Consider the following 24959-nt stretch of genomic DNA (forward strand, 5'->3'; position numbering starts at 1 on the left):
ATAAATAACTGAACTCTCCAAAGGGATTGGAATTTTTGTCAAGAGATGGGGGGGATAAAAAAAGAGGGAGCCGAAACTTCCTCTTTTTACTTATCATTAGATTTGGATCTACAGAATGATTACTTTTTCATCTTAGGCATCATCTTACCCATTTTGCTGCTAGTCACCATTTTCATCATTTTGCGTGTCTGGTCGAACTGTTTCAATAGGCGATTCACTTCTTGGATAGTCGTTCCGCTACCTTTGGCGATACGCGTACGGCGTGAACCGTTCAGTATTTCCGGATTGGAACGTTCTGCCGGAGTCATGGAATAAATGATGGCTTCGATGCTCTTGAAAGCATTGTCGTCAATATCAATATCTTTGATTGCTTTTCCTACTCCCGGAATCATGGAAGCGAGGTCTTTCAGATTACCCATTTTCTTGATTTGTGCAATCTGGCTAAGGAAGTCGTTGAAGTCGAATTGGTTTTTGGCAATTTTCTTCTGTAAGCGTTTGGCTTCTTCTTCATCGTATTGTTCCTGTGCGCGTTCTACCAATGAAACGATGTCACCCATACCGAGAATACGGTCGGCCATACGGGCAGGGTGGAACTGATCGATTGCTTCCAGCTTTTCACCTGTACCTACGAATTTAATCGGTTTGTTCACTACCGAACGGATAGAAAGAGCCGCACCACCGCGGGTATCACCATCGAGTTTGGTCAGTACCACACCGTTGAAGTCCAGACGTTCATTGAATTCTTTAGCTGTGTTTACAGCGTCCTGACCGGTCATGGAGTCTACCACGAACAGAATTTCGTCCGGGTTGATTGCTTTTTTGATAGCGGCGATCTCGTTCATCATCTGCTCGTCTACTGCCAGACGTCCGGCTGTATCGACGATAACGAGGTCGTATCCTTTGGCTTTGGCTTCCTGAATGGCGTGTTGTGCGATTTCTACCGGATTCTTGCTGTCCAGTTCGCAGTACATCGGTACTTCAATCTGTTCTGCCAATACACGTAACTGTTCGATAGCTGCCGGACGGTAAACGTCACAAGCCACCAATAATGGCTTACGGTTCTTCTTGGTTTTCAGCATCCGTGCCAGTTTACCGGAGAAGGTGGTCTTACCCGAACCCTGCAAACCTGACATCAGGATAACTGCCGGACGGGCGTCAATGTTGATCTCGGCTGTCTCTCCACCCATCAATTGTGTAAGTTCATCATGCACGATTTTCACCATCAATTGGCTTGGCTTCACAGCCGTAAGAACGTTCTGGCCAAGCGCTTTTTCTTTCACTGTATCCGTGAAATTCTTTGCCACCTTGTAGTTTACGTCGGCGTCGAGAAGTGCTTTACGTACGTCTTTCAGCGTCTCCGCCACGTTGATTTCGGTGATTTTGCCTTCACCTTTCAGAATCTTGAATGACCGTTCTAGTCTTTCACTTAAATTATCGAACATAGTTATTTAATTACGAATTACTAATTACAATTTACTTGGCCGAAAGAGGGACTTTTCCGTCTACTCTTTATTTGAGCTTGCAAATGTACAAAAATCTCTTGTATTTATATCTTTTTATTCTGCCATTTTGCTTTTTTGAGATAAATATAACTTGTTATCAACAGCAAGCTATAATACACAATCTCAATCGTAAAGCAAATTTCGATCGGTGCTTTCAGCCACATTCCGATGAAAATGATGTATGATCCGTAGATGATAATTGTAATCGTTTCGAGCAACAGGGCTGCCTGTGTATTTCCTGTTCCGGAGATACCGTTAAACACCACGTTGGCTACGGATGCGATAAGCATGGCGCAACAAATTACATATACCGAGGGGACGGATTCCGTAATGAGCGCAGCTTCACTAGTGTAAATGGAGAGCAGGAATTGCGGAAACAGTGCCGATACCGCTACTAACCCCAGCATGATGAAAAAGGAGAAACGCGCAATTTTATTAATGAGCGGCATCACGTGCTGGATGCCTCCTGCACCAATAGCATTGCTGACAAGACTGTTGGTAGTCGTAGCCAGTGCGTTGACCGGAATCAGCAATACGACATAAATACTCCGGACGATATTGGCAATCGCCAGTTCCCGTTGTCCCAACCGTTCTACGGCTACGAAGAAAACGAACCAGGTAGCCATCGACAGGAAATATTGCAGCATGGTGAAGCAGGAGATACTAAGAATCCGCATCAGCAATGCTGGGTCGAATGTGCGCAGGCGGTTCATACCGTATTTCTTTAAATCGACCGTGGCATACGTATAGATGACGAAAAAGAGAATGGAGGAGGCTTCTGCCAATACGGAAGCAATAGCAGCCCCTTTGATACCCATTTCCGGCAAACCGAACTTTCCGAAAATTAATGCATAGTCCAGTACGACATTAGTTAATGCCATGACAATAGCATTGATGGTTAGCACTTTAGTGCGTGTAATGCCGATGTACAATGCCCGGAACATGACATTGATAAAAGAGAAAAAGAATCCGTAAATACGCCAGTTCAGAAACTCCATTGTTCCTTCGTAGATGGATTCTGAAGAAACCAGCAAACGCATGATGTTTCCACCGAATGCTTTGGTGAATCCGAATAGCAGCAGGGCCATGACGAACAGGAACATGATTCCTTGAATCATGACGGGACCGACATCCGAATAGCGTCCTTCGCCATTGCGTCGTGCGATGACTATCTGCGAACCGGTACTGAATCCGAATGCGATGGTGAATACGCATATATAGAATAACCCGCCCATAGCTGATGCTCCAAGGGCTACTTCACTCACGTGTCCGAGGAATGCTGTGTCGGTGACATTGATGACATTTTGTGCCAGCAAGCTTAGTAGTATCGGATAACTGACACTCCAAATCTGTTTGTTGGTGTACATAATTAAGTGTTTAAGTTTACACTTTGCAAAGATAGTGCTTTATTTCGATTCGGAAACGATGGGGTAGATGAAAACAATTTCCGGACCTTCGGGAGTTTTATCGTTGACGAGATAGTTTCCTCCGAAATGTTTTAGTAACAATAGGTTGATATCATGCCGGATGATGGTTTCCTGTGATACGAATGCATGGTCTGCCAAAGGTGAATTAGTGATCCGGAAACAAAGCATGTTTTCATTCTGGCTTAATGTGAACCGGATGATTCGTGCTTGCCGGTGTTCTTGTGGGTACACCAGTACGCTAATCAAGGCCTGTGTCAGTCGCATTATATCGGTATGAATTTGGGCGTCCGTTTCGCTGGAAAATTCAATCTGGATACCTGTTTCTTCGTTCCTCATCTGCGCCATGCTGCATGCTTCCTTGCATAGGGTAGTGGCATCATAGTCTTGCAACTGGAACTTCATCATCTGAGCTTCCAAACGGGATAAGTCGAGAACGTCATTGACAAGTCTCATTAACTTCTCCGAACTTTTGTGGATGATGTTTGAGTATTCTTGCCTTATTTCCTTGTCTATATTGGGTTCGCTGGCTATGAGTTGTGAGAAACCGACCACATTGTTGAGTGGGGTACGGATGTTATAGCTCATGTTGGACAGGAAGCGATTTTTTATTTCATTGGTCTTCCGCACGTTTTCTGTTGTTTTCCGGATTTCGTTTTCCGCGTATTTGAGTGCCTTCCGTACCATAAAGAGTCGTGCCATAAAGATAAAAAGCAGAATCAGGATAACAAATATAAAGATCAGATAGGTGAGCTGGATCCGGTTGTTTTCCCTTTTTTGATCCAGTTCTGTTTTTTCGATATTGTATTTGCTTTGTATCTGTGCCATCTGATTGTTTGAGAGTACAGTGGCTGTCGAGTCTTTGATGGCAAGTGCCTGCTCATACAGGGGGATGGCTTTTCCGCTTTGCCCTGCCTGTTTCCATATTCTGGCCTTTTCGAGTAGCTGTTCGGCATAGTCGCTTGTGAAGTCTTTCTTCAACATCGTCAGTGTCGTGTCGATATAATCCGATGCCTGTTGGTAGGCTCCAATTGCCTGGTAATATTTGGCAAATGTGTCGAAATAGAGTACTTTATACATGAAATAAGTATTCTCGTCCAGATATTCTTTAGATTTTACGAGATGTTCATAGGCTTGTTGCGGCTGATGGGTATTCAGGTAATAATAGCTGTAGAACAGTTCATTGAACAGGTATACATCGGCAAATCCCGCTTTTAAGGATGGGTTTGCACTGATGTGGTTATGAAGAGTGTTTTCCAGTTCCTGCAAATATTTGAGTAGTTTTTTATTATCCTTCTTTTCTTTGACAACGGATACTAACTGTGACAATACCGAGATACGGACCACCGGATTTTCTGTCGGAGTGAGTAGCTGGTAGGCAGCCTCCAGTGCTTCTATTCCTTTATCCCAGCGCTGGCTGCCGATATATGCATTACTCAAGCATTGATAGGCAGCCATACTACCCCGGTTACTATTCATTTGGGAGGCTTGCTGTTGCATCTTTTGAGATTCGTTGATAGCAAGTTCGTATTGTTCGTTGAATGTGTACAGGTCTATCTGGAAACGTTTGGCATCAAAGAAGTAATTCCATAAATCTGATTTCCGGGCATGAGGCTCCATTATGGTGAGCCATTTGGCTACACTGTCTTGATTATTACGATTGTAATAGTATAAAATATGGTAGTAAGCAGCCAGACCGGCATATTTGTCATTTCCCAGTTGCAATGCTTCTTTCATTAATGCATCCGAATATTGGATACATTGCTGGTTGTTTTGTTCTATTCTGATGATTTGATTGAGAACATTCAGCCGTGTCGTATCGTACGGTAATGTTTCCAACACCTTTATCAGGCTGTCGGATTCCAAAACAATCTCGGTGCTGGCTTTTCCGGTGAGGGTGCAGCATAATAGAAGGATCAGGAGCAGGACTTGTTTCATTCGGCTTCCTCCTTTCCTTGTTGCTCATGGTAAATGGGGTGTGTGAACAGGAAACGGGCTCCTTCCTCATAATTGGAGTCAATCCATATTTTGCCGCCCAGCTGCTCGATAATGAGTTGGCAGATAGACAGACCGAGTCCTGTCCCTTGAGCATTTTCATTCAGTTTCTCAAAACGGTTGAATATTTTATTCTGATTCTCCGGAGAGATACCGCAACCGGTGTCGGTCACGGAAAACAGTGCTATGTCTTCTGTCTGTTTTTCCAGTTCCATGGTGATGGAACCTTGCGGAGTAAATTTGGTTGCATTGATGAGAAGGTTGATTAATAATTGTTGTAACCTTGCATTGTCTGTCGTCAATTCTAATGAATGGAGAGAGGTCGAAAAACGGACGTTAGCATTCGTTTGTTTTATTTTCTCAACCATGTCGATAACGTTTCTGCATATTGCCACTGCATCACATCGCTCATATTTGAATTTCATCTTGCCTACTTCGAGACTGGACAAGTCGATTACGTCGTTAATCAGCTTGAGTAACAGTTCTGAATTTTGCTGAATAATATCGCTACACTGTTTCCGGGTCTCGTTGTCGATGGATTCTTCCGTCAGGATGGAGGAGAAGCCGGACAACGCATTGAGCGGCGTGCGAATTTCATGGCTCATGTTGGAAAGGAAAAGGCTCTTTGTCCGGATGGAATTTTCTTCTTGCTTTTTCACTTTTTCCAGTTCCTGCTGTGATTGGCGCAGTTTTTTATTTCCTCGTCTGACCAAAAGGATGAAAAATACAATCAGTATGACTATGAATAGGATGGTGAACCAGCTCCAGTAGAGGATTGTCTTCTGTCTGTTTAAGTTGTCCAGTTCATTTTTATCTATTTGGTAGAGGGTGTGCAATTCATTGATTTGGCGAATATAATTCATTGCGTCCAAAGAGTCTTTGTACGTATTGAATATTTCATAAGCTTCACATGCTTCCTTGCTGTTTCCCATTAGTGTAAGTATGTGTGCACGATCTTTCAGTACTTGCAGGGATCTGTATGAGTTGGCTGCTTTGGTATGCGAAAGTAATTCGTCAAGTGTGGTTAGTGCCTGCGTGTATTCTTTGGATTCAGTGTAGTAGCGTGAATACAGGTATTTAATCATTAAATGAAAATATGGGTACTGGTGTTGCCGGCTGATTTGTTCGGTTTGTCGTATATAGTTTAATGCTTCCGGAAGATGATGCATCTGGATGCGATAGAATGCCTGACAATAAACAAGGTGGAAATCGTCTTGGGGATTCGTATCCTTGTTGATAACAGATTCGAGTTCCCGGATATTGTCTTCTATATCTGTCATTTGGTGATAGTTGAGCTTCGTCAGGATAAATTGGGACAAGATCGTTTTGATATATTGGTTGGCATGAGGGAGTTTCTGAATGATTTCTAATGCTTCCTTATACGATTTGATGGCAACTTGTGGTGTTGACGAACTTAAATAGGTATTTCCAATGGCGTGTAATGCGAGTGCTGTTCCCAAAGGATAGTCCATTTCTCTGGCTTTCTGGTATATCTGATTGGCCTGGTTGATGGCGAGACTGATGTTGCCTTCTGTGATTAAGGCTTGAACGGTCAGCAGATTTATCTGGAATAGGAGTGGGTATTGTTGTTCCTTTTGTAATTCCGGTTCTAAAAGTTTTTCCCAGGCAATGATGCTGTCGACAGGGGCGTCCGGACTAAATGGATGATTGTATTCAAGTAAAGGTTGTAATAAAGAAAGACGATCTGAATTTGTACGTGCAGCATATAAGGTGACCGATATTAATGCGGTTACGACTATTGCAATTATATGACGTCTGTGTTTTTTCACCTGATATAAGAATTGCTTGCTTGTAAGTTTATCTGCAAAAGAACTAAAAAGAGTGAAGATTACAAAGAAATCTTCACTCTTTTTTATAATTTATTTTCTTTTGAGTATCTCTCGTACCCCAGGGCCCTCGTGGTTGGGGTAGCCGGGAGTATGGTTTCTGCATCGTGGATCGGCATCTACTTTCAAACTCCGGTAATCGTCTTTGGTGCGGGCGATGTAATCATCAAGCATGGCACGGTGTTCGGCGAGGACTTTACTGTATTTAGGGTCTTTGGCGAGATTCTTGCGTTCTCCCGGATCCTTTTTCATATCATATAGCTCTTCTCCGTTACCTTCCAGATAGTGAGTGTACTTGTATCTCGGTCCGCGTACCATACGTCCGGGAGTAACGACATATTCATATTCGCTATGCCATTCGGAAACGACATAAGGGTGAGTTTTTTTCTGTTTCTCTCCTTTTAATATAGGTGCAAGGCTGATTCCCGGTTTTTCGGCCGGAACAGGAATTCCTGCCAAATCACAAAGGGTAGGCAGAAGATCCAGTGTAGGCTGTGTCAATACTTGGTCTATGGGCTTTTTCTGTTGTTTGATGCCGGGACCTGCAAAGATAAACGGTACGTTGGTCATTTCATCGTAGAAGCTGATGTGTTTGGTCACCATGCGGTGTGAAGCCATCCCATCACCATGGTCAGCCATGATAATAACGATTGTGTTTTTTCCGGCAGGAGTGGAGTAAAGTGCTTTCAATACGCTGTCTACTTGCTTGGAAACCATCTTGGTATAGTGTTGGAAAGCAGCAATGTAATGACGGTAATTCTCTTCATTCCAATGAGAGGCCTGGGTCATGCGGCGATGACTGCAGCAGATGTATTGTACAGGTTTAGGGATATTGCTCCAGTCTTCTACATCGAAATTGGCTGGTAGTTCCGGAAGGGTTCCGCTAATGGGGCGGTCGGTATGTACTCCTTCGTTCGCTCCTACAAATCCACAGATATTGTGAGGGTTCTGAAAATCTGCGATACAGATGAATGGTTCTTCCGGCGGATTACTTAGATAAGCAACAGCGTCTTCGCATGTTCCTACATCCAGGAAGCTGTCGTTATTGACCGGGAATTCCGGATCAGTGAATGGCTTGGCTACTGGTTCTTTATGCTTGAATCCTCTAAGTGAACCCATGTCATGCGTTTTTCCGAAGTGTACGGCTTCGTAACCGTTTTCAGAAAAAAGACTTCCTAATGTCGGTACATTTTCGGGAATACGTGGGTTGATAGGTTCGCTGGAGTTGGAACGTACATTGGTTTGATGAGGCATCATGCCACTCCATAAAGCAGCGCGTGAGGGTTGGCTGAGAGGGCAGCCTACATAAGCATTGGAGAAGATAACTCCTCGTGAAGCGACTTCGTCAATAGGGAGGGTGCAGCCTTGTGTTTGTCCGTAAGCTCCCACAACGCGTTGTGTCAGATGGTCGCACTGGATAATCAGGAAATTGGGCTTTTCTTGGGCCTGCGCTGTCACGCTGCACAGGGCTAATCCCATGAATGGATAAATAGTTTTCATTACTGGTTAGAATTAAGTAATATTTGATTTGGAAGCAAAAGTAGGAAAAAAGGAAACGTAAAAAAGGGCGAGGTAGTAGTTTTGGACGCAAATGAAAGTATTTTGTACAAAAATGAAAGGTGTGGCAAGCGGTTAGGGGTAACTATCGGTGATGGGAGTTGAATGATAAGTGATAAACGGCAGGTGATAAGTCATAAAATGGGTTACCGAAAAAGAAAACGGTGAATAAACTGCACTTGTTATGGCGCAGTTTGTTCACCGTTCATTTATAAGTTTGCTGTTGATTAGCTGTTCATGCTCATCAGGAATTCGTCGTTGTCTCTGGTTTTTTCCAGACGGTCTTTAACAAAGTCCATTGCTTCGATCGGATTCATGTCGGCAAGATATTTGCGCAATATCCACATGCGGTCAAGGGTTGTTTTATCAAGCAACAGGTCGTCGCGACGAGTGCTGGATGCGGTAATGTTGACTGCCGGGAAGATGCGTTTGTTGGACAGGTTGCGGTCGAGCTGCAACTCCATGTTACCTGTACCCTTGAATTCTTCGAAGATAACTTCGTCCATTTTAGAACCGGTATCGATCAATGCGGTAGCAATAATAGTCAGTGAACCACCGTTTTCAATATTACGGGCAGCACCGAAGAAGCGTTTAGGTTTATGAAGTGCATTTGCATCCACACCACCGGAAAGAACTTTACCGGATGCAGGAGATACTGTATTGTATGCACGAGCCAGACGAGTAATAGAATCAAGGAAGATAACTACGTCGTGACCACATTCTACCAGACGTTTTGCCTTTTCCAATACGATACCTGCAATTTTTACGTGGCGTTCTGCCGGTTCGTCGAAAGTAGAAGCAATTACTTCTGCATTAACGCTGCGCGCCATGTCTGTTACTTCTTCCGGGCGTTCGTCAATCAGCAGCATAATCATGTAAACTTCCGGGTGGTTGGCTGCGATAGCGTTTGCGATATCTTTCATTAAGATGGTCTTACCTGTCTTTGGCTGGGCAACGATCAATGCACGCTGGCCTTTACCGATAGGAGCGAAAAGATCGACGACACGGGCAGACATAGAGTCTGAATAACCGCCTTTGCAAAGTTTAAACTTTTCATCCGGGAAGAGAGGTGTCAGATGTTCGAAAGGAACACGGTCGCGAACGAAAGCTGCATCACGTCCGTTGATCTTCGAAACCTTTACCAATGGGAAATATTTTTCTCCTTCTTTGGGTGGACGGATAACTCCTTCTACTACATCACCGGTTTTCAGACCAAATAGTTTGATTTGAGATTGTGATACATAAATATCATCCGGAGAAGAAAGGTAGTTATAGTCGGAAGAACGGAGGAATCCGTATCCATCCTGCATAATTTCCAGAACACCTACTCCGTTGAGAATATCGTCGAATTCATAAGGCTTTTCGCGTTCAATAACCTTACGTTCCTGCTGCTGTTGTACCGGAAGATTTTCACCCGCATTGTTCTGCTGAGCGGCACGTGGCATCGGTGAGCGTTGTTGGTTTTGGTTCTGGTTCTGATTTTGATTTGGGTTCTGAACCTGATTCTGGTTATTGTTGTTACGCTGGAAATTATTATTGGTGTTATTGCCATTATTTCCATTGTTGTTAGCATTGTTATTACCGTTGTTATTGTCGCGTGAGCGAACAATACGCGGACGTTGCTGCTGGGACTGCTGCTGTTGAGATTGTTGTTGCTGTTGAGGATGAGATGGCTGTTCCGGTGCTGTCTGTGCTGATTCTGTTTTAGTAGCTTCGAATTTTCCGAATAATTCGGTAGGAAGCTCTATTTTTTCAGAAGGCAGATCTTCGATTGGAATAAAATCATCGTCGTCAACGCTGGATAAGATATTACTTTCCTCGTCGATAACGGGTGCAGCTTTCTTTTGTGGTTTATCTATTACCTTTTTCTCTACAACAGGTTTGTTAGGTTCAGTAGCCGGTTTATTTGTTTCTGCAACAGGCTTATTTGCTTCTGCAGCTGGTTTGTTTTTTGCTTTCTTCTCAGCTGTTTGCTGTTGTACCGGAGCTGGCTTTTCCGTAGCACCAGTAGCTTTCTCTGCAACAACAGGTTTAGGTTCCACTACTTTGGGTGCTGCCGGTTTTGCATTTTCTACTTCTTTTTTCTCTTCTGCATCAGAGCTCTTACGAGGACGGCCTACTTTACGCTTGGGAGTAGCAGTGTTTTCCGCTTTAGCTTCTACAACAACAGTTTCTTTTTCTTTGTTTGTACTTTCTTCTTTCTTGGAAGGTTGTGGTGCAGCTTTTACAGGAGCGGTCTCTTTTGTCTTGTTAGCCTCTTCACTCTTTGTTGCGGAAACCACTTTGTCTTCTTTTTTGGTAGGAGCTACCCGTGAACGCTTTTTCTTTTGTTCTTCATTTTTGCGTTCTTCTTTTAGCTTATCTGCGGCTACTTTCTTTGTAGCTCCTACAATGGCCTGTTCATCGAGTATTTTATAAACAAGGTCTTCTTTTTTGTATGAGTCTGCTTTTTTTATGCCTAACTCTTTGGCAATAACTTGAAGTTCCGACAGATTTTTGTCGTTTAATTGGATAATGTTATACATATAGTATGGTAAGTTATTAATATTTCTTTTTTTGCTGAATTATGGACAGCATTACTACAGCTCATGGCTACAGATATGCGAGCATACGTTTTGTTTTTTATTCTGAATTAGGGATGTATATGTTGAATCGTAGAATGTTTCAACGGGGCAAAGATAATAATTTTTTTTGGTTTCATGAACAATCAAACATTTTTTTCCACGTAAAAGTGTATCTTTGCTACATAAAAGAAAATAGTATGACAGTAAATGAAGCTCATTTAATTTATTTTTCGCCTACACACACATCTAAACAAGTTGCGGAGGCGATTGTTCACGGGACGGGCATAAAAAATATTTTTCCTATTAATGTGACGCAGCAGATTGCGGATGAAATTGTGATTCCTACATCTTCTTTGGCTATTATTGTAGTGCCTGTGTATGGAGGACATGTCGCTCCTTTGGCAATGGAACGTTTACAGTATATCCGTGGAGTGGATACTCCTACCGTTTTGGTAGTGGTTTACGGAAATCGCGCTTATGAAAAAGCTTTAATGGAACTGGATGCTTTTGCTATTCCTCACGGATTTAAAGTAATTGCCGGGGCAACTTTTATTGGAGAACATTCATATAGTACCGACAAATACCCGATTGCAGTGGGACGTCCTGATGAATCGGATTTAGCCTTTGCTGCGGAGTTTGGGAAGAAAATCATGGAAAAAATACAGACAGCTGATAGTATGGATACCCTTTATCCGGTGGATGTACGTACTATCAAACGTCCGAGTCAACCATTCTTTCCTTTGTTCCGTTTTTTGAGGAAAGTCATCAAGTTACGTAAAAGTGGTACACCGCTTCCCCGCGTTCCTTGGGTGGAAGATGAGGATTTGTGTACCCATTGCGGGTTATGTGTGGTCCGTTGTCCGGCAGGGGCTATAACGAAAGGGGATGAGCTACATACGGATGAGGCTAAATGTATCAAATGTTGCGCTTGTGTAAAAGCTTGCGTTAGGAAAGCAAGGGTGTATGAAACTCCTTTTGCAGCTTTGTTATCAGATTGTTTCAAGAAACAGAAGTTGCCTCAGACTATTTTGTAAATCACGACGCGCTTAGTCGTTTCATCAATACGAAAGCGGTTGTCTGTTCGTTCGCCTATCAGCCATGCGATGTGTTCTCCACAGCAGAGTACCCATTGGCGTTCTTTTTGGCTGATAGAAAATTTGCGGTCGGTCAGATAATCGCTTATTTTTTTCTTTCCTTTCATTCCAAAAGGAATAAAAGTGTCTCCCGGCTGCCATTTCCGGTAATGAATTTCTCCATTCAGTTTGTCGGCATCAAAACAGGCAATTTCCTTTTCACGTGGAATGAGAAAATCCGGGGTGTATTCTTTTTCTTCTTTGATAATTTGAAAAGGAGGAAGAGTCTCATTTTCAGATTCAGCTGTTTCTATTAATAGGAATTCTCTGTCTTTTATCACTCTCCATTCTTTGCTACAGAATTGCTTGCCCGGTTGGCTATGAAGCGAATGGGTGATATCTTTGATTTGTGCGGAATTGAATCCTAGAGGATGCAGGACTTCGAATAAGATGGCTTCGGGTGCCGGTTCCTTTACCAAATCACAGATTCTGATACCTTCTGCCGTAATGATTTTCTTTTTAGTTTCCTCTATACATTTATTATATATAGTGGCTACATCATTCAGATAATTACTCGTATCTATCAGAGTGTTTTTGACTGACGGATTAATTTCCTGCATGAGGGGAAGGAGGTTGAGTCGGATTTTATTACGGGTATATTCGTCTTCCAGATTGGTGCTGTCTGTCACATAATCTTGTCCGATGTTTTGCAGGTAACGAATTATCTCTTCCCGGTTGATACAAAGCAGAGGGCGTACGATGGTTCCATTACGGGGGCGGATTCCTAACAGACCGGTAATTCCTGTTCCCCGAATCAGGTTAAGTAGTATAGTTTCTATGCTATCATCCTGGTGATGGGCCACAGCGACAACATCTGCCTGACATTCTTTTCTAATTTTCTCGAACCATTGGTAGCGGAGTTCCCGTGCGGCCATTTCAATCGAAATATGTTTTTCCGTTGCATATTGGGTCGTGTTGAAATCAATGGTATGTAAATGGATTTCCATTCTTTCGCAAAGTTGGCGGACAAATAACTCGTCCCGGTCTGACTCTTTGCCTCGCAGGTGGAAATTACAATGTGCGGCTTCGCAATGATAGCCTGCTGTATGCAGAATATATAGTAATGCCACCGAGTCGGCACCACCACTCAATGCGACCAGGATTTTATCATCCGGTGAGAATAAATGTTCCTTTTCTATATATTTTGTAACGCGTTGTTGTATCATACCTGCAAAGATACGAGTTTATCAATAAGTTTTTTTATTTTTTCTGAATCTTTTAGAGGATGAAAAAAGCTGCTATTTAAAAACATTCTAAATAATTTGCATGCTCCGAAGTTATGAATTATCTTTGCCAAAAATTTTGAGAGTTATGCGTTTGTCCGAATTAAAAACAGGAGAAAAAGGTGTTATTGTAAAGGTATTGGGGCACGGTGGTTTTCGTAAACGTATTGTGGAGATGGGCTTCATTAAAGGTAAAACGGTTGAAGTGCTGTTGAATGCTCCGCTAAAAGATCCCATAAAATATAAAGTTTTAGGTTATGAAATTTCTCTTCGTCGTCAGGAAGCTGAAATGATCGAAGTTATCAGCGAAGAGGAAGCAAAGAAACTGGCCGAGAAGACCGTTTATCATGAAGGATTGCCTGAAGACCTTTCAGTAAAAGAAGAAGATATGAAACGGTTGGCGTTAGGTAAACGCCGTACCATTAATGTTGCTTTGGTCGGAAACCCGAACAGTGGCAAGACTTCTTTATTTAATCTTGCATCCGGTGCTCATGAGCATGTTGGAAACTACAGCGGCGTAACCGTGGATGCCAAAGAAGGTTATTTTGATTTCGAAGGCTATCATTTCCGTATTGTCGATTTGCCGGGAACTTATTCTTTGTCTGCTTATACGCCGGAAGAAATCTATGTGCGTCGTCATATTATCGATGAAACTCCGGACGTGATTATTAATGTAGTCGATTCCTCTAATCTGGAGCGAAACTTATATCTGACTACTCAATTGATAGATATGAATGTCCGCATGGTGGTAGCTCTGAATATTTATGATGAGTTGGAAGCCAGTGGAAATACATTGGATTATCATCTGTTGAGTAAGTTGTTCGGGGTGCCGATGTTGCCTACTGTCAGTAAGAAAAATCGTGGATTGGATACCTTGTTTCATGTTGTTATCAATCTGTATGAAGGAGTAGACTTCTTTGATAAACAGGGAAATATGAATCCGGAAGTTCTTAAGGATTTGACCGAATGGCATGATTCTCTGGAAGATCGTAAGAACCACGAGGAAGAGCATTTGGAAGATTATGTACGTGAACATAAAAAGACGGGGCGTGTCTTCCGGCATATTCATATCAATCATGGTCCTGATATCGAAAAAGCGATTGAAGCTGTAAAAAGTGAAGTGTCCAAAAACGAATTTATCCGTCATAAATATTCTACCCGTTTCCTATCCATTAAATTGTTGGAGAATGATCCTGACATTGAGCGCATTGTGCGGACATTACCAAATGCGGATGAGATATTCCATGTCCGTGATAAGATGTCGAAGCGTGTTCAGGACACAATGAATGAGGATTGTGAATCGGCTATTACGGATGCTAAATATGGATTTATCAGTGGTGCACTGAAGGAGACATTCACAGATAATCACTTGGAGCAGGCGCAGACAACAAAAGTGCTGGATTCGATCGTAACTCACCGTGTCTGGGGATTTCCTATTTTCTTCCTTTTTATGTATCTGATGTTTGAGGGTACGTTTGTCATTGGAGAATATCCGATGATGGGGATTGAATGGCTTGTCGAGCAGATTGGTGACTTGTTACGCAATAATATGGCGGAAGGTCCATTTAAAGATTTGCTGATTGATGGAATTATTGGTGGGGTAGGAGCGGTTATTGTCTTTTTGCCGAATATCTTGATTTTGTATTTCTGCATTTCTCTTATGGAAGATTCGGGTTATATGGCTCGTGCAGCTTTTATCATGGATAAAATCATGCATAAAATGGGATTGCACGGAAAATCATTCATTCCTTTGATTATGGGATTTGGATGCAATGTACCTGCTATTATAGCTTCCCGTACTATTGAGAACCGGAAGAGCCGTCTTATTACAATGTTGGTAAATCCTTTGATGTCTTGCAGTGCGCGTCTGCCAATTTATTTATTGTTGGTGGGTGCTTTCTTCCCGAACAATGCAAGTCTGGTGTTGTTAAGTATTTATGTGATTGGTATTGTACTGGCTGTGGTAATGGCCCGCTTGTTTAGCAAGTTTCTGGTGAAGGGTGATGATACTCCATTTGTGATGGAACTTCCACCTTACCGGATGCCGACAGCAAAATCGATCTTCCGTCACACATGGGAAAAGGGAGCGCAGTATTTGAAAAAGATGGGAGGCATTATTATGATTGCTTCTATTATAATCTGGTTCTTGGGGTATTATCCGAATCATGATGCTTATGAAACAGTTGCCGAGCAGCAGGAAAATTCTTATATCGGCCAGTTGGGACGTGGTATAGAGCCAGTTATAAAACCACTGGGATTTGATTGGAAACTAGGTATTGGCTTGCTTTCCGGTGTGGGAGCGAAAGAATTGGTAGTAAGTACATTAGGTGTCTTATATGCAGATGATCCGGATGCTGATTCAGTAAGTTTGGCAGAACGAATTCCGATTACTCCATTGGTTGCTTTCTGTTATATGTTGTTTGTATTGATTTACTTCCCGTGTATTGCGGCGATAGCGGCTATAAAACAGGAATCGGGTAGTTGGAAATGGACGCTTTTTGCTGCTTGTTACACAACGGGATTGGCTTGGCTTGTATCATTTGCTGTTTATCAGATTGGAGGATTGTTTGTATGAATAATTGGCAAGATTGGGTAGTCGGAGTACTGGTTGTACTCTGCATTGCCCGCGTCATATATGGAATATTTCGTTTTTTTCGTCGTACGCGAGAAAATCAGAATCCTTGTGACAGCTGTGTAAGTGGCTGTGAACTAAAGGATATGATGGATAAGAAACGCGGAGAGTGCGATGTAAAGAAAAAAAGTACAAAGAAAAATTGCTGCGGATAGTTGGTAGTTTCAAAATTTGTACTACCTTTGCAACCGCAAACGAGAAATAATGGTTCCTTGGATGAGTGGCTTAGTCAGCGGTCTGCAAAACCGTGTACGGCGGTTCGAATCCGCCAGGAACCTCACGAAGCCCTTTCAGATGTTTTCTGGAAGGGTTTTTCTTTGCTCTTAACTGAAAATGGTACTACATTGGTACTACAAAATTAGGGTAGGAAAAGTGTGATTCTTCTTCTCACATGTGTAATGACTACGGAAAAATCTTTGTAGTGTATCAGTTCCAAATAGCGGTATTCGGAAGTTTGGTTCTAATAACTTTCATTATTGCAATTAATTTTGCTTTCCGAATAATTCTAAAGCCAAATCATGATCTATTACAATAGTTCTCCCTCTTTGTTTTATTGCCTCATCTAGTATTCCCGATGATTTTATTTTTGAAGCATGTCGCTTTGTGCAGTGTAATAAATCGGCTAATCCCTGTAAACCATATACATATCTTTTTTCTTCTATCTGTTTGATTTTTGAGATAAGGCTGGTTATTAGTTCTTTTAAATCTCCTACTGTTAAGTCAATTAGGCGAGTGTCGTCTGAAAATCTTCTTTCTATTCCTATCATAGTATTATTTATTAAGTTATAAATTAATCTCCAACAATTGCTTTTTCAGCTCTTTTCTGATTATTTCCTATTTAAAATGGCATCAATATCAGATTGTCTATAAAGCCTTTTTCCTCCAACTTCTATTACACGTAAATATCCATTTTTATTCCACTGATATAATGTGCTACGGTTGACATGCAATAGTTTTGCGGTTTCATTGGGAGTAAGGTATTCTTTGGGTTGCTTTGTTTCTAAAATCAAACGTTCTATATCATCTTTTGACTGTTGGAGAAGATAATCTGCAAATTCTTTTAGCTCCTTGATCGTAATCGTTATGGAAATATTTAAATCGCTTTCCAATAAATCTTGTAATTTCATAATTTGTTGATTTTATATTAAATTGCTTTTGGCTATTTTATCTACATCTGTATTTTTTGAAGACACTTTAGAATGTTTCCACTCTCAATAGCTTCCATAATTTCATGCAGTTTATAGTATATATGTCCTCTAGGTTCGGAAATTTCGTCACCTTCTTCGTTTACCATTGTTTCAATACCAAATTGATAAGGGAATACTAGTTTCCGTTTCTCTAAATTTTTAAGAACTCCGCTTCCGAAACGGTCTTCCGCATCGGATTTACATATAAGAATTTTTTTATTTTTGAGATTTGCATTTCTTTCATTCTTATATGCTTCAATACCTAATTTAATACCAATCTCAATGGCTTGCTTAATAATCGGATCTATTTCCATGTTTTTTTTCTTTTTGTTAAGTGACAAATGAACGAAAATAATTGGAGTTATTACGACATTTTGATCTTTTTATTTGTGGGTTTATCTCATTCATCCTCATAAATAGCCATCATAAAAAGAAAACCCGGCAACCGTATTGTTACCGGGCGTCTTTGTTGATGGCGTCAACTAATGTGCCAGGCCGAAGCCCCCTAAACACTAACTTATTTTGCTTTCTCTATTCTCATCTTTATTATCCTTGGAGCCGTTGAACTCTTTATTCTTGTCTCGTTCTCCAACTCCTTAACTCTTTTCTTTAACAGAAAGTATTCATCAGTCAGAAATACAAGTCTTTGCAATAATATCTCTTATAAGTCCATGATTCCTTTTTATTGATGTGAGTTGTAAACCATTTCATTTAGTACTGTACAATTGTCTTTACTTAGACCCGCATTAAAACTGGTGCCAGATTCTACAGTTACCAGCCTGTCAATAACGCAAGTCTGGCAATACATTACGTTAACCGTTACTTTATCGTTGTTTTGTAGAATCTTTAGTAGTCTTTCGATAAACTGCTCTCCTTGCTCTGTCCGTTCTTTGCTAGCGGGCTCTATTACCATTTCCATAGTTATATTTTATATTGATTGATTCCTGTTGTTATCGTTAAAAATTTCATCCCAGACGCAAAAAGCAAGAAGGATGATACAAATAATTAGTGTAGCGTTCATAATTGATTAAACATCAAAGAAGTGTTCTCCCTTTCTCCTGAATATCCTATAGCCAGTGTATAGGCATCCAAATACTATCAATATCTCCATCTCGTTATAGCTTAATGGTTGTAGCCTGTTGGTATATCGTGGAGACTCTTATTATCTCTAACGGTGTGCCGGTCACTTCTATTGCTGTGTACTCTTCGTATTCGAATACCTTATGCTTTATTCCTTCTATCTTTAGCATGGTAGTAATATCCTCTACTTGCTTGCTCTCGTGGAGCTTGTAAACCTTTGTTTCTGTCATAGTGTATATTTTATGATGGGGTTGGTTGAAACTACCCCATCCGGTTTATATTAGCATTTCTTGTAATTGTATTCATTCATGAACTTTTCAGCACCTTTCAATGTCTTGTAAGTCTTACTTGCTGATGCTATAACTGCGATGTAAGTTGTCTTACCTGCATATTCATTTACTATAATTGCGCCTGTTAGTTCGCTGTTCTCTTTCTTGTAGTCGATAATTGCTTTCATAATCTTTATGTTTACGTTTACTTCAATTTTCATGATGCAAATTTACGTATACTTAAATTAATATGCAAGGTTTTTATGTAAAATATTTCATTTTAATGCAATTTTTCTATTATTTATTGTTGTATATTGAAATTTTACGCTATTTTTGTACCTACAAGAACTTTTAATATAGGTAAATATGATACAGATTAAAGAACTGCTAAGGCAGAAAGGGATGACCGCAAAAGATTTGGCGGCAAAAATGAATATCAGTGAGGGAGCTTTATCTAAATCGCTTTCGGGTAATCCAACGCTTGAAAGGCTCTCACAGATAGCCACCGCTTTAAACGTTCCTATATCGTCTCTATTTGAAGCGGAACGGGATTTTATAGCTTTTGTACGGCGTAACGGTGAAACATTCACCTTTGAGACAGAAGAGGCATTAAAGGCATACGCTGAAACGCTGTCAGTGCCTGATTGCACAAATAAAAAAGAAGATTAATAAAATGAAGAACGCCCGGCTACTTCTCACAAGCAACCAGGCGCAATTATTTGACTATACAAAGATATGGATAATTTTGAATACATCCTATTTCCGTTGCCACTAATCCAAGAAATATTCAAGAAGCCCAAAACAGGGTTTAGTGATATTTTCGATGTAGGAATATACCGTGTATCTCAAACATTGCGGATAGACGAATACAATGCCTTAAAACAGCTTATTTATTGTTACTACCGTGGCGGGCTTACCAAGAGTTTACAAAACGAACTAGCCAGACTTGAACAGGGAGAACTGTTTTATAGCGATGAAGATTACAACGGGTTTAGTAGTTATGAATTTGTTCCCGATGAAGAAATAGAAAGCATTTACGAATATTGCAAGGAGCATGAAGAACTGAAGAATGAAATAGAGGAGTTTCACCGTCTAAGGCAGGTAAAAACCGTACTTAATATTACATTTGATATATCTTGTGTTGCCCAAACCTACCAAAAGTATTATACCGCTTATAACGGGTTTCACAACCAGCCGTTAGTATCAATCAGTCAAAGGATGATGTTTGATTTCTATAAAAACACAAAGACCGACTACGAAAAAGCATTGTTTGCTATGTATGCCGGCATCCGCTCCATTATTGGTAATAAAGACTTTGCAGAAACGACTGGAAACATGATTAAATGTAGGATGTTCGGCGCAAAGAATCAAGCCGAATTAGAGCTTATATTGAATGATAAGAAAGTGAAATCTGCGTACAAGCAATATACGACTGATTATCATTATAAGAAAATGTTGAAGGAGCTTGTAGTACGTGGGTTCTTGATGTCTGAAATAGGTTATAATAAGCGTACGTATGTATCTTGTAAAATGGATATGAAGGGCTTAGAAGATGCTATTGTAGAGCACATCAAACAGAAAAGTTTAAATTTCAAGGTTAAACAGTTGGAAGATAGTAGATTACAATCAATAAATTCAATAAAACGCCGTCTTAATAAGTCACCCTCTTAATTAACATCACCTTTATGCCCGCCCTTATGTTCACCCTTATATCCGCCCGCATTAATAATATAATTAAATAGTATAACTAAATAATAGTTCTTTATATCATACATTCCTGAACGTCATGCTCTCTCACTTTGAAAAATAGGCTTATCAAATTTAACTATTTCCGGGTTAATAATTCAGTGAAAGAGAAGCACCTATTTTCACAAACCAGTGCTTCCATGAAAACAAATCAAATATTATGAATAAAATAATCAATCACCGCAATACGAGCCACACCCGTAGCCCATTGCACGGCTAATACGGCTTTGATACTCATTGTAAGAGATGCCCTCTTTGCGTGCTGCTATCTCGCCCTTCATGCGTTCCGCTTTGGCTTCCGCTTCTCTTCTGATCCGATCGGCTTCGATTTGTGCCTGAAGAAGAACCGAACTAATTGCGGCTTGCTCGTTCTCTTCACGTACCTTTGCTTCACGTGCTTTAGTCTCCGCTTCGATTGCTTGGCGTTCTTCGGCTACTCTAACCTCAAACTTTGCCATGCTCCAAGATTTACGGAGTGCATCGGCAAATGTCGGGTACTTTACACGGGCATTCGTAAATAGTGCCCAAGCTCTCTTCATTATCTTGCTTAAATCGTAACGTGCCATATCTTTATAACTTTTATTGTTATTATTATAGTGCAAATATAACTCTTAATATCATAATTACAATTATCTAAATGAAAAATAATGATGCTTTAAACTATATTTAACTATGAGATATAACTTTTGAGTTATTTATTCCTATATTTGCACATAAATTGAATTATAACTTAAAATGTCATTATCATGAGAATAAAAGAAGTATGTAAAGAAAAAGGCATCACAGTGAGCCAGCTTGCGGAAAAGATGGGTATTAAGCAAGAAAGTTTAAGCCGGGCTATCAATGGAAATCCAACGCTTGAAACACTGGAAAGGATTGCCAATGCTTTAGAGGTTGATATTACAGAGCTGTTTGCACCTTCTTCTTCCGGTGGTATTATTGGAGTAATCCGCATAAGAGATACCAGTTACAATATAAATAGTGTGCCGGATTTGTCCCGGTTGCTGGATAGAATAGAAAGCGGAGAAATTGTTTTATAGTATCAAAGTAGAATAGTCATGAATGAAGATTTAAAACTGTTGTTAGATAAAGCTGACACACTCAAAGGAGAATTATCCGCTTTACGTCCATTACCGGAAGATGCTTTGGAAAAGATACAGGATGCCTTAGATATAGAATACACTTACGAAAGTAACCGAATCGAAGGCAATACCCTTACATTACAGGAAACCGCTCTAGTAGTAAATGAAGGAGTTACCATATCCGGCAAATCTATGCGTGAACATCTGGAGGCTATCAATCATAGCGAGGCTATTGATTATATCAAAGATATAGCGAAGAAAGATATAGAGATAAGCGAACGCACTATCAAAGAAATACACGCTCTTATCTTGCACGGAATAGATCGTGAAAATGCCGGGCGGTATCGCACCGTTCCCGTCATGATTTCCGGTAGTACCCACATGCCGCCACAACCTTATTTAATACAGAAGCAAATGGAGGATTTTATGATAAAGTTCCGGCAGATGGAGGAAGAAAAAGTACATCCGGTACTTATAGCCGCATATCTTCACGACGAACTTGTACGTATTCATCCGTTTATTGATGGAAACGGGCGAACGTCACGTTTATTGATGAATCTTTATCTTTTACGGAATGGGTATACATTGGTTACTTTAAAAGGTAGCAATGAGGATAAAATAAGTTATTATAAAGCACTGGAAGAATCTCATACAGAGAATGAGCCGGAAGCCTTTCAAAAACTTGTTGTTGAGGCCGAAATAGCCTCTTTACAAAGATATTTGTCTATAATGCAATAGGGTATGAATACAAATGAAATAGATAAATTGAGCTTTGCAAAAGCTCATGCCTTGTTTGAAACTGGAGATATAGATCGTATTGAGGTGGGAACCGTAAAGGGATTGTGTGACATACACCGTTATTTGTTCGATGGGTTGTACAGGTTTGCTGAACAGGTGCGTACGTTGAATATAGTAAAGGGAAACTTTCGTTTTGCTAATTGTATGTATCTTGATGTGATACTTAAAAAACGTCTTGGCATGGTGATCGATTGGCAGAATGTAGATAAGGTTCTCTATTTGCAAGCTATGGAAAGAAGCCCGATTAACGACCTGGAACTACGGACTTTGTTACATCAAAGATTAACCAACCAGGTAGATGATAGAGAAGTTATATTTAAGGGTATTACACAATCTTATTATTAGGGTTACGAACCGGAATAATCTAAAGAATAAATTCGTTTTGTTCTTATTATGGAGATTAGAATAGAAAGTGAGGAATAATACAGAAATATTTATGCGTCAAATAGAAACAAAGGGTATGATGGAGCAATTTCAGGCTCATCTAAATAATACAAATAACCAACGAATTATTTTTTCAGGTTGTTTTGGAAGTGGCAAAACTACATTTTTAAATAATTTTTTTAATGATCCAGAACAACAGGAAAAATATTACGTATGTAAACTATTCCCAGTAAATTATGTGACTTCAACTAATAAAGACATTTACGAGTTAATAAAATTCGACATATTAATTCAATTGTTGGGGACTGGGATTACGATTGAAAGAACTGATTTTGAAAAAGTTTCTACAATATGTAGGTCGGTGAAAAGTAATGCGCTTAAGTTATTGCAAAGTATTTTGGAAGTAGCATCACTTATTGATGAGAATACAGTAAAGTTAGGTAAAGCAATAGAAGTGATTGCGAATATATACAAAGACTACAAAGATGATTCTCCAAAGACTAAAATCGAACAATTTTTAAACGATTTAGAGAATGAGATAGGTACTAGTTATGAAATGAACGACATATCTAATTTGATAAGAGAAATGCTTATTAAAGCTAGCAAATTAGAGAATAAGCAAAAAGAAACTATTTTGTTGATAGATGATTTTGATCGTCTTGAACCATTACAGTCTTTTCGCTTGTTAAATATTTTGTCTACAAATGACAATGAAACGGGTACAGGAGAGAATAAATTTGGGTTTGATAAAATTATTATAGTATGTGATATAAATAATTTGCGTGATTGCTTTGTACATATCAATGGAACCAATAAAGCTTTCAATGGATATATTGATAAATTCTATTCAACGGAAATCTTTCGTTTTGATATAAGGAATGATCTTGTGAAAGTCATAAATATTCTATTCAGTCAAATAAATATGCCGCCTGATGTAAGAAGTGAATTTTTTGAACGCTATCTTGACATTATTCAGGTAATGATTAATTGTGGGGAAATAAATGTTAGAACAATAACAAAAATTCAAGAAGCACATATTGAGATAATACCAACAAAGACTCTTGACGATTTTCATAAAACGTGTGATTATGCAGGATTATTATTTCTTGTTTTGAAAAAAATGTTTGTAGATGATTATGAAGTTTCTAATGCGATATCAGCCTGTTCTATACAAGAACCATTATCTCCGTATAGGAAGAATTTTACAGCTATAAATGAAGTATTATGTCTTTTATATCCATCAATAACGGAGAAACAACAACATGAATTATTAATTTATGATAATAAATATACATTCAATATTCAAAAAACTGCATATTACTCATATTGGAAATTAGTTGCTGTAAATGGTGTTACAGATTATTATGCACTTACATTTCCTGTATTTCATCTGTTAGATAGAATTAAATATCAATATTTGAACATTCCTAAGTCTTATGAGTGATGTGGTAAAAATAAATGTTAATATGATTGTAGCCATATCCGAAGAATTGCTGTTTAAGCTAGTAGAATTTGCAGAAAATCTGGGTCGTAAAAAAGAACGAATTAGCTTATTCAAAGAATCTCAATTTATATCTCAAAATCAGGCACATATCCGGTATGGCAAAGGAAATGTTACTAAATGGGTAAAAGCTGGCATAGTGAAGAAATATAAAGATGTTGATGAAAAGTTACGTTCCGGCGTCCGTTATGATGTGCTTGACCTGGAATCAGCCGCTTTTAAATGTAATTATATGAAAGAACTTTCCCCTTTGGCAAAGGCTGAAATGAGAGAAATAATAAGCCCCGTTCCTTGATTGGTTCGGGACTTTTGTTTATACTTAGCCATTAAAACTATAATTTATATTCATCATTCAGACGTTTTATGATCCTTTTTATTGTTGAGGCTGATAATTTATGCTTGTTTGCAAGAAAGTCCCGAATTTCGGTTTCTTTTCGTCCTTCTGCAAGCATATCTCTATACTCATAGAACATATCAAGATACATTATATCATCTGCGCTCACTCCGTTTCTGTTCATTGTAGCGAGTAGAAAGCGGCTTGATGCTAAAACCTCATATACTTTCATCTGCTTTGGGAATATAAGGTAAGAAATCAAAGCCTTTAAACTCTTTACTGTTGATGGTATGAGTTACCTTTTGTTTATCAGAAAGACCTATAATTCGGGAAACTATATTGGGATTAAACGCACCAACAATAGCACCTTCTAATTGTTGTGTCCTGATGACATTCTCTATGCGTGTAATGACTACGGAAAAATCTTCATGACTACCTTTTTTAAAATCGTTCCAAAAGGACTTACTAACATCTAAATAAGCCATTAACCCGGTCAGAGAGTAAGGACGTTGTGTAGGGCTTTCTTCTTTTTCCTTTATTTCTCCTTTCGTTTTATTCTTGATTACTTTCCATGGAGTCCTGTCACAATAGGCAAAATACTCACAGGCTGCTTCCCACAACTGTTCAGGAGAAGCAAAACGCTTGCTTCTCCCATGCCTGTTTCTCAACTTCCAAAATTGGTTTCCTTTAGGTGCAGACAT

At 39.8% G+C, this 24959-nt stretch carries 25 protein-coding genes and 1 tRNA gene; 11 read left to right on the plus strand and 15 right to left on the minus strand.

Annotated elements, in window-relative coordinates; genetic code table 11:
* Positions 1 to 119: 119 nt before the first annotated feature.
* The 6 genes from ffh to rho form a co-directional block, all read right to left on the minus strand.
* Positions 120 to 1442 carry a signal recognition particle protein gene (gene ffh, locus KSX81_RS18720; RefSeq protein WP_004300796.1) on the minus strand — a complete coding sequence of 441 codons (1323 nt, stop codon included), beginning with the start codon at positions 1440 to 1442 and terminating at the stop codon, positions 120 to 122.
* Positions 1443 to 1546: 104 nt separating this feature from the next.
* A complete protein-coding gene (locus KSX81_RS18725) occupies positions 1547 to 2869 on the minus strand; it encodes an MATE family efflux transporter (RefSeq protein ID WP_004300795.1) in 1323 nt (440 codons plus the stop codon).
* A 39-nt stretch (positions 2870 to 2908) separates the two neighbouring features.
* On the minus strand, positions 2909 to 4864 hold the full coding sequence (locus tag KSX81_RS18730) for a sensor histidine kinase (RefSeq protein WP_004300794.1): 1956 nt from the start codon (positions 4862 to 4864) through the stop codon (positions 2909 to 2911).
* Entirely contained in the window at positions 4861 to 6711 is a 1851-nt protein-coding gene (locus KSX81_RS18735; protein WP_004300793.1) for a sensor histidine kinase, read from the minus strand. The genes KSX81_RS18730 and KSX81_RS18735 overlap by 4 nt, the downstream gene beginning before the upstream one ends.
* A 90-nt stretch (positions 6712 to 6801) precedes the next feature.
* Positions 6802 to 8268, minus strand: a complete 1467-nt coding sequence (locus KSX81_RS18740) for a sulfatase (RefSeq protein WP_004300792.1) — start codon at positions 8266 to 8268, stop codon at positions 6802 to 6804.
* A gap of 284 nt (positions 8269 to 8552) precedes the next feature.
* Positions 8553 to 10850, minus strand: coding sequence for a transcription termination factor Rho (gene rho, locus KSX81_RS18745; RefSeq protein ID WP_004300791.1), 2298 nt, complete (start codon positions 10848 to 10850; stop codon positions 8553 to 8555).
* Between the two features lie 236 nt (positions 10851 to 11086).
* On the opposite strand from rho, the gene KSX81_RS18750 reads away from it, so the two are divergent.
* Positions 11087 to 11923 (plus strand): 4Fe-4S binding protein, encoded by an 837-nt coding sequence (locus tag KSX81_RS18750; protein WP_032843782.1) that lies wholly within the window; start codon positions 11087 to 11089, stop codon positions 11921 to 11923.
* Here KSX81_RS18750 and tilS read toward each other — a convergent pair.
* A complete protein-coding gene (gene tilS / locus KSX81_RS18755) occupies positions 11908 to 13188 on the minus strand; it encodes a tRNA lysidine(34) synthetase TilS (protein ID WP_004300789.1) in 1281 nt (426 codons plus the stop codon). The genes KSX81_RS18750 and tilS overlap by 16 nt on opposite strands.
* Positions 13189 to 13333: 145 nt before the next feature.
* Here tilS and feoB point away from each other — a divergent pair, with 145 nt between their 5' ends.
* The 3 genes from feoB to KSX81_RS18770 all read left to right on the plus strand — a co-directional run bounded on the left by feoB (position 13334) and on the right by KSX81_RS18770 (position 16155).
* Positions 13334 to 15820, plus strand: a complete 2487-nt coding sequence (gene feoB, locus KSX81_RS18760) for a ferrous iron transport protein B (RefSeq protein ID WP_004300787.1) — start codon at positions 13334 to 13336, stop codon at positions 15818 to 15820.
* On the plus strand, positions 15817 to 16032 hold the full coding sequence (locus tag KSX81_RS18765) for a hypothetical protein (RefSeq protein ID WP_004300786.1): 216 nt from the start codon (positions 15817 to 15819) through the stop codon (positions 16030 to 16032). The genes feoB and KSX81_RS18765 overlap by 4 nt, the downstream gene beginning before the upstream one ends.
* Before the next feature lie 51 nt (positions 16033 to 16083).
* A tRNA-Cys gene (locus tag KSX81_RS18770) sits at positions 16084 to 16155 on the plus strand.
* 204 nt (positions 16156 to 16359) lie between these two features.
* Here the strand turns inward: KSX81_RS18770 and KSX81_RS18775 are convergent.
* The 5 genes from KSX81_RS18775 to KSX81_RS18795 form a co-directional block, all read right to left on the minus strand.
* Positions 16360 to 16644 carry a DUF3853 family protein gene (locus tag KSX81_RS18775; RefSeq protein ID WP_117610426.1) on the minus strand — a complete coding sequence of 95 codons (285 nt, stop codon included), beginning with the start codon at positions 16642 to 16644 and terminating at the stop codon, positions 16360 to 16362.
* 60 nt (positions 16645 to 16704) lie between these two features.
* A complete protein-coding gene (locus KSX81_RS18780) occupies positions 16705 to 17004 on the minus strand; it encodes a helix-turn-helix domain-containing protein (RefSeq protein WP_117610427.1) in 300 nt (99 codons plus the stop codon).
* Between the two features lie 41 nt (positions 17005 to 17045).
* Positions 17046 to 17378, minus strand: coding sequence for a hypothetical protein (locus KSX81_RS18785; protein WP_151923698.1), 333 nt, complete (start codon positions 17376 to 17378; stop codon positions 17046 to 17048).
* 801 nt (positions 17379 to 18179) lie between these two features.
* A complete protein-coding gene (locus tag KSX81_RS18790; protein ID WP_217726065.1) occupies positions 18180 to 18374 on the minus strand; it encodes a 2-C-methyl-D-erythritol 4-phosphate cytidylyltransferase in 195 nt (64 codons plus the stop codon).
* A gap of 50 nt (positions 18375 to 18424) precedes the next feature.
* Positions 18425 to 18601 (minus strand): hypothetical protein, encoded by a 177-nt coding sequence (locus KSX81_RS18795; RefSeq protein ID WP_217726067.1) that lies wholly within the window; start codon positions 18599 to 18601, stop codon positions 18425 to 18427.
* A 178-nt stretch (positions 18602 to 18779) separates the two neighbouring features.
* Here KSX81_RS18795 and KSX81_RS18800 point away from each other — a divergent pair, with 178 nt between their 5' ends.
* The gene (locus KSX81_RS18800) at positions 18780 to 19082 is read left to right on the plus strand and encodes a helix-turn-helix domain-containing protein (RefSeq protein ID WP_217726069.1); all 303 of its coding nucleotides are present in this window, start codon (positions 18780 to 18782) and stop codon (positions 19080 to 19082) included.
* Positions 19083 to 19148: 66 nt separating this feature from the next.
* Entirely contained in the window at positions 19149 to 20084 is a 936-nt protein-coding gene (locus tag KSX81_RS18805; protein WP_217726070.1) for a hypothetical protein, read from the plus strand.
* Positions 20085 to 20332: 248 nt separating this feature from the next.
* Here the strand turns inward: KSX81_RS18805 and KSX81_RS18810 are convergent, their stop codons facing one another.
* A complete protein-coding gene (locus KSX81_RS18810) occupies positions 20333 to 20725 on the minus strand; it encodes a hypothetical protein (protein ID WP_254884261.1) in 393 nt (130 codons plus the stop codon).
* Positions 20726 to 20905: 180 nt separating this feature from the next.
* On the opposite strand from KSX81_RS18810, the gene KSX81_RS18815 reads away from it, so the two are divergent.
* From KSX81_RS18815 to KSX81_RS18835, 5 genes are all read left to right on the plus strand, one after another.
* Positions 20906 to 21199, plus strand: a complete 294-nt coding sequence (locus KSX81_RS18815; RefSeq protein WP_254884262.1) for a helix-turn-helix domain-containing protein — start codon at positions 20906 to 20908, stop codon at positions 21197 to 21199.
* A gap of 18 nt (positions 21200 to 21217) precedes the next feature.
* Positions 21218 to 21979, plus strand: a complete 762-nt coding sequence (locus tag KSX81_RS18820) for a Fic family protein (RefSeq protein WP_217726075.1) — start codon at positions 21218 to 21220, stop codon at positions 21977 to 21979.
* A gap of 3 nt (positions 21980 to 21982) precedes the next feature.
* Positions 21983 to 22384 (plus strand): hypothetical protein, encoded by a 402-nt coding sequence (locus KSX81_RS18825; RefSeq protein WP_055236446.1) that lies wholly within the window; start codon positions 21983 to 21985, stop codon positions 22382 to 22384.
* Positions 22385 to 22475: 91 nt separating this feature from the next.
* Positions 22476 to 23867, plus strand: coding sequence for a P-loop NTPase fold protein (locus KSX81_RS18830; RefSeq protein ID WP_217731671.1), 1392 nt, complete (start codon positions 22476 to 22478; stop codon positions 23865 to 23867).
* 22 nt (positions 23868 to 23889) lie between these two features.
* On the plus strand, positions 23890 to 24219 hold the full coding sequence (locus KSX81_RS18835) for a hypothetical protein (RefSeq protein WP_217726129.1): 330 nt from the start codon (positions 23890 to 23892) through the stop codon (positions 24217 to 24219).
* A gap of 37 nt (positions 24220 to 24256) precedes the next feature.
* Here KSX81_RS18835 and KSX81_RS18840 read toward each other — a convergent pair whose 3' ends face one another.
* Together KSX81_RS18840 and KSX81_RS18845 are read right to left on the minus strand one after the other, a co-directional pair.
* Positions 24257 to 24490, minus strand: a complete 234-nt coding sequence (locus KSX81_RS18840) for a hypothetical protein (protein ID WP_217726130.1) — start codon at positions 24488 to 24490, stop codon at positions 24257 to 24259.
* Positions 24477 to 24959 carry a DNA-packaging protein gene (locus tag KSX81_RS18845; protein ID WP_117610435.1) on the minus strand — a complete coding sequence of 161 codons (483 nt, stop codon included), beginning with the start codon at positions 24957 to 24959 and terminating at the stop codon, positions 24477 to 24479. Before KSX81_RS18845 ends, KSX81_RS18840 begins: the two co-directional genes overlap by 14 nt.

Source organism: Bacteroides sp. MSK.18.37 (genome assembly GCF_019129155.2).
Classification (GTDB): Bacteria; Bacteroidota; Bacteroidia; order Bacteroidales; family Bacteroidaceae; genus Bacteroides; species Bacteroides ovatus.

Coding starts and splice junctions, on each gene's coding strand:
- ffh (WP_004300796.1), bottom strand. CDS start 1,442: ATGTTCGATAATTTAAGTGAAAGACTAGAACGGTCATTCAAGATTCTG.
- KSX81_RS18725 (WP_004300795.1), bottom strand. CDS start 2,869: ATGTACACCAACAAACAGATTTGGAGTGTCAGTTATCCGATACTACTA.
- KSX81_RS18730 (WP_004300794.1), bottom strand. CDS start 4,864: ATGAAACAAGTCCTGCTCCTGATCCTTCTATTATGCTGCACCCTCACC.
- KSX81_RS18740 (WP_004300792.1), bottom strand. CDS start 8,268: ATGAAAACTATTTATCCATTCATGGGATTAGCCCTGTGCAGCGTGACA.
- rho (WP_004300791.1), bottom strand. CDS start 10,850: ATGTATAACATTATCCAATTAAACGACAAAAATCTGTCGGAACTTCAA.
- KSX81_RS18750 (WP_032843782.1), top strand. CDS start 11,087: ATGACAGTAAATGAAGCTCATTTAATTTATTTTTCGCCTACACACACA.
- tilS (WP_004300789.1), bottom strand. CDS start 13,188: ATGATACAACAACGCGTTACAAAATATATAGAAAAGGAACATTTATTC.
- feoB (WP_004300787.1), top strand. CDS start 13,334: ATGCGTTTGTCCGAATTAAAAACAGGAGAAAAAGGTGTTATTGTAAAG.
- KSX81_RS18765 (WP_004300786.1), top strand. CDS start 15,817: ATGAATAATTGGCAAGATTGGGTAGTCGGAGTACTGGTTGTACTCTGC.
- KSX81_RS18775 (WP_117610426.1), bottom strand. CDS start 16,644: ATGATAGGAATAGAAAGAAGATTTTCAGACGACACTCGCCTAATTGAC.
- KSX81_RS18780 (WP_117610427.1), bottom strand. CDS start 17,004: ATGAAATTACAAGATTTATTGGAAAGCGATTTAAATATTTCCATAACG.
- KSX81_RS18785 (WP_151923698.1), bottom strand. CDS start 17,378: ATGGAAATAGATCCGATTATTAAGCAAGCCATTGAGATTGGTATTAAA.
- KSX81_RS18790 (WP_217726065.1), bottom strand. CDS start 18,374: ATGACAGAAACAAAGGTTTACAAGCTCCACGAGAGCAAGCAAGTAGAG.
- KSX81_RS18795 (WP_217726067.1), bottom strand. CDS start 18,601: ATGAAAGCAATTATCGACTACAAGAAAGAGAACAGCGAACTAACAGGC.
- KSX81_RS18800 (WP_217726069.1), top strand. CDS start 18,780: ATGATACAGATTAAAGAACTGCTAAGGCAGAAAGGGATGACCGCAAAA.
- KSX81_RS18805 (WP_217726070.1), top strand. CDS start 19,149: ATGGATAATTTTGAATACATCCTATTTCCGTTGCCACTAATCCAAGAA.
- KSX81_RS18810 (WP_254884261.1), bottom strand. CDS start 20,725: ATGGCACGTTACGATTTAAGCAAGATAATGAAGAGAGCTTGGGCACTA.
- KSX81_RS18815 (WP_254884262.1), top strand. CDS start 20,906: ATGAGAATAAAAGAAGTATGTAAAGAAAAAGGCATCACAGTGAGCCAG.
- KSX81_RS18820 (WP_217726075.1), top strand. CDS start 21,218: ATGAATGAAGATTTAAAACTGTTGTTAGATAAAGCTGACACACTCAAA.
- KSX81_RS18825 (WP_055236446.1), top strand. CDS start 21,983: ATGAATACAAATGAAATAGATAAATTGAGCTTTGCAAAAGCTCATGCC.
- KSX81_RS18830 (WP_217731671.1), top strand. CDS start 22,476: ATGCGTCAAATAGAAACAAAGGGTATGATGGAGCAATTTCAGGCTCAT.
- KSX81_RS18835 (WP_217726129.1), top strand. CDS start 23,890: ATGATTGTAGCCATATCCGAAGAATTGCTGTTTAAGCTAGTAGAATTT.
- KSX81_RS18840 (WP_217726130.1), bottom strand. CDS start 24,490: ATGAAAGTATATGAGGTTTTAGCATCAAGCCGCTTTCTACTCGCTACA.
- KSX81_RS18845 (WP_117610435.1), bottom strand. CDS start 24,959: ATGTCTGCACCTAAAGGAAACCAATTTTGGAAGTTGAGAAACAGGCAT.